This window comes from Methanosaeta sp. UBA458 (assembly GCF_002496085.1).
Taxonomy (GTDB): domain Archaea; phylum Halobacteriota; class Methanosarcinia; order Methanotrichales; family Methanotrichaceae; genus Methanothrix; species Methanothrix soehngenii.
This window is the reverse complement of the sequence record NZ_DAIK01000051.1, coordinates 1-3,286: the sequence shown is the minus strand read 5'-3', so window position 1 is coordinate 3,286 and position 3,286 is coordinate 1. Positions and strand designations below refer to the sequence as shown.

At 48.0% G+C, this 3,286-nt stretch carries 6 protein-coding genes; 1 reads left to right on the top strand and 5 read right to left on the bottom strand.

Translation table 11 applies throughout. The features are described 5' to 3' along the window. The 5 genes from BP822_RS03470 to BP822_RS03450 form a co-directional block, all read right to left on the bottom strand. The coding region (locus BP822_RS03470; protein ID WP_286877748.1) for a transposase at nucleotides 1–236 on the bottom strand (236 nt) is incomplete at its 3' end. Between the two features lie 76 nt (nucleotides 237–312). Further along, nucleotides 313–732 carry an RNA-guided endonuclease InsQ/TnpB family protein gene (locus BP822_RS03465; RefSeq protein ID WP_052297591.1) on the bottom strand — a complete coding sequence of 140 codons (420 nt, stop codon included), beginning with the start codon at nucleotides 730–732 and terminating at the stop codon, nucleotides 313–315. Beyond that, nucleotides 729–1,019: an IS200/IS605 family transposase gene (gene tnpA, locus BP822_RS03460; RefSeq protein WP_286877749.1), complete on the bottom strand. Its 291-nt coding sequence runs from the start codon at nucleotides 1,017–1,019 to the stop codon at nucleotides 729–731. Before tnpA ends, BP822_RS03465 begins: the two co-directional genes overlap by 4 nt. Before the next feature lie 59 nt (nucleotides 1,020–1,078). Further along, nucleotides 1,079–1,876: a 2-amino-3,7-dideoxy-D-threo-hept-6-ulosonate synthase gene (locus tag BP822_RS03455; RefSeq protein WP_048133388.1), complete on the bottom strand. Its 798-nt coding sequence runs from the start codon at nucleotides 1,874–1,876 to the stop codon at nucleotides 1,079–1,081. A 101-nt stretch (nucleotides 1,877–1,977) separates the two neighbouring features. Beyond that, nucleotides 1,978–2,583: a hypothetical protein gene (locus BP822_RS03450; RefSeq protein WP_048132612.1), complete on the bottom strand. Its 606-nt coding sequence runs from the start codon at nucleotides 2,581–2,583 to the stop codon at nucleotides 1,978–1,980. Nucleotides 2,584–2,709: 126 nt separating this feature from the next. Between BP822_RS03450 and BP822_RS03445 the strand changes: the two genes are divergently transcribed. Continuing rightward, nucleotides 2,710–3,195, top strand: a complete 486-nt coding sequence (locus BP822_RS03445) for a GyrI-like domain-containing protein (RefSeq protein ID WP_286877747.1) — start codon at nucleotides 2,710–2,712, stop codon at nucleotides 3,193–3,195. Nucleotides 3,196–3,286 lie beyond the last annotated feature (91 nt).

Below are 3,286 nucleotides of genomic sequence, written 5' to 3'. Positions count from 1 at the left end.
TGAATTCTCTTACTGATCTTAGCTACTTTTGCTTTAGCTTTCCGCCTGTTTGCCGAGCCCCTTTTCTTTCTGGAAAGAGATCGTTGGGCAGCAGCCAGCTTCTCTTCTAACTTGATGTAGTATCGAGGGTATTGGATCGACTTACCGGCAGACGTGGTTATTAGGCTCTTCAGGCCAACGTCTACCCCTATTGTGGTTGTTGGCTCAACGGCAGGGGCATCCTCGATTTCCGCCACTAAGACGGCGTACCAATGGCCCAGGAGATCCTTCTTGATGGTGCAAATCTTGATCTTTCCTTCGACTTCCCGATGCTTAAATATCCTGATGGTTCCGATCTTTGCAAAGAGTTAGCTTTGAGCCTTCCATCTTGTATCCTGTCTCGGAGTCTGGATATGTGAAGGACTTATACCAACCCCTGCCCTTGAATCTGGGATATCCTGGGTTTTCTCCGGCCTTGACTCGCCGGAAGAATGCTTTGAAGGACTTATCCAGCCTGCGAAGGACATCCTGAAGACAGTGGGCATATATCCCGAGGAAATTGCCGTTCTTTCGCTCGACAGTGAGCATAGCAGCCTGATCTTCGTATGATCTGCTAATGCCTTCAGTCTCATAGGCGTTCTTTCTGTCTGCTAATGCCGTATTATACAGGTGCCTGCAAGTTTCGAGAGTAAGGTCTAATTGGGCCTCTTGTAGCCTATTAGGGTACATCCTGAACTTGTAGGCGGTCTTCATCTGGATTTCTGCTCCTCGATATACTTCTTGATGGTCTCTGCTGTCACGGTTCCAGCAGTGCCGACATAATACGAATTGGTCCACTTGATAGCGGTTTCGTTATACCAATAATTGTACATCCTGGCGCTGATTCCTTTGAACCAATTGATTAGCAAAGACGGGGCATTTTGAGGAGGAGATGAGATGAAAAGATGGATGTGGTCCGGCATTATCTCCAGACTCAATATCTCTACCCCCTTCTTCTCTGCTATGGTATGGAATATGTCTTTGAGATGGTCTNNATAAATAGAGTACTTACGGGCTTACTCCGGCCCGAAGACCGGAGTTTGCGCCCTGCTCGTTTCTATCATTTCAGGATCTTTATGGCCTCATCAGCGTTCTTGCCTTTGTTTACTATGGCCGCTATGGCACGGGTCATCTTCACCGGATCTTTATGCTGGAAGACGTTCCTGCCTATGGCCACCCCGCGCGCACCAGCCTGTAGCGCTCCTTCGATCATCTTCAAGAACTCCATGTCCGTCTCGGTCTTAGGACCGCCTGCTATGACCACTGGCACTGGGCAGCCCTTGACCACCTTACGGAAGCTGTCAGGATCGCCAGTGTAGTTGGTCTTGATTATGTCCGCTCCCAGCTCCGCTCCCGCCCGGGCAGCGTGGGCTACCACTTCCACATCATTGGGATTGGCGATGTTCTTGCCCCGGGGGTACATCATGGCCACCAGCGGCATGCCCCAGAAGTCGCAGCGCTCGCTGACGCACCCCATGATGCTCAGCTGATCGGACTCGGTCTCAGAGCCGATATTGATATGAATGGATACAGCATCAGCGCCCATCTTGAGGCACTCTTCCACCAGGCAGACCTGGACTTTGTTGTTGGGGTCTGGACCTAAAGAGGTGGAGGCGCTCATGTGCACGATCAGTCCCACATCCTGGCCATAGCCGCGATGACCATGCCTGACCATTCCCTTCTGCTGCAGCACGGCATTGGCTCCGCCCTTGGCCACCTTGTTTACCATCTCCGGGAGGTCGGCCAGGCCCTGGATGGGGCCGACTGATATGCCATGGTCCAGTGGAATTATGACTGTGTTCCCGCTGTCTCTATCCATTATCCTCTCAATTCTGACTCTCTTGCCAATCTCACTCAAATCCAATCACCTAATCATGCTAACATGTAGCATGCTAACATATAACATATATAAGGATTGCGATTGGACTAAAAAAAAGGGACTTTTGAGTCGAAGCCGAATTATGCCAAATCTGAAGATATTGAATCGAAAATCTCTTTCGTTGTTTCCCAAGGAAGATCAGATCCAATTACACATACAACACTACCTTCACCATCTTTCTGATCAAGACACCATCCGAGTACGTAAAGGGGATCATTTGATTCGATCAATCCAAGTGCACTAAGGGGATCATCTGAATCGATCTCTATGGTCGCTAAAACGCCATCATGGCCATCAACTTCATATTCCTTCATGGTCATTTCTCGGCTGCCGTGAATCATATCCGATTTCTGAATGCAATGCTCAATGCCTGTTGATTGATCCCTTTCTGAGATAGGTTCATCCATCGGCTCCGCGGTACTCATTTGATGGACTTCCAGTATAATTTGGCCTAATTTATCATCGATAATTATGTTTGCAGGTGTGATCTCATATTGAAATCGGATATCTTTTTCCTCATGATCCATTGAGATGACACTCTCCTTCTCTATCGTATATGAACCAATATTTTCCAGGTCCAATGAGATGGTGGCTGGACCCAATGCGATCGTCTCCCCCGACGCAATAGCTATTGCTGGTGTTGCGGCGATCAGGAATAGCATGACAAGCAAATTAACTATCTTCATTTATGTGCCTAGTGTGAATTTTAATTAGATTCTGATTGTCAAATATTTATAGACATGGTACAGACTCTGAAAGAGAATGCTCCAAAGAGGACAGCTCGAAAGATATATCCGAAATAAAATCAGATAATGATACGTGATAGCATGGCGGAAATTACCGTGATAGACGAGAAGCCTCAACTGGTTGCAGGTATGAGACGGAAGGGGCATTATAGGGAGATCGCAGAAATGCTTGCCTCTCTATTTGAATATGCCATGAGCTGCAAAGCCATAATTGTCGGGCATCCCCTTTTTTTATATCACGAAAAGAGCGTTGAGGAGGCAAAGAGAGCGGATGAGGCAGGCAATGCCGACATAGAGGTCTGCGTTCCGATTTTAAAGAACATCCCGGAGAATGATAGGATCAGATGCTATGAGCTTGCTGGAGGAAAGATGGCCAAGACAGTTCACAAAGGACCTTACCAGGAATGCGAATCGACTTATATGGAGCTCTTTGACTGGCTGCAAAAGAACAACCACAAGATCGTCGGACCAATAAGAGAGGGCTATGTCAATGATCCTAGAGAGGTCGAACCGGAGGAGATCCTCACCATAATCTATGTCCCCGTAAGCTGACGGTTGCAGCCATATTTCTGCCATGAAAAGCCTGCCTTCATCACATAAACACAGGCTGGAAGCCCCGCTCTTCAGGGCGGGGAGGAAAGCC

Coding starts and splice junctions, on each gene's coding strand:
- BP822_RS03465 (WP_052297591.1), bottom strand. CDS start 732: ATGAAGACCGCCTACAAGTTCAGGATGTACCCTAATAGGCTACAAGAG.
- BP822_RS03450 (WP_048132612.1), bottom strand. CDS start 2,583: ATGAAGATAGTTAATTTGCTTGTCATGCTATTCCTGATCGCCGCAACA.
- BP822_RS03445 (WP_286877747.1), top strand. CDS start 2,710: ATGATACGTGATAGCATGGCGGAAATTACCGTGATAGACGAGAAGCCT.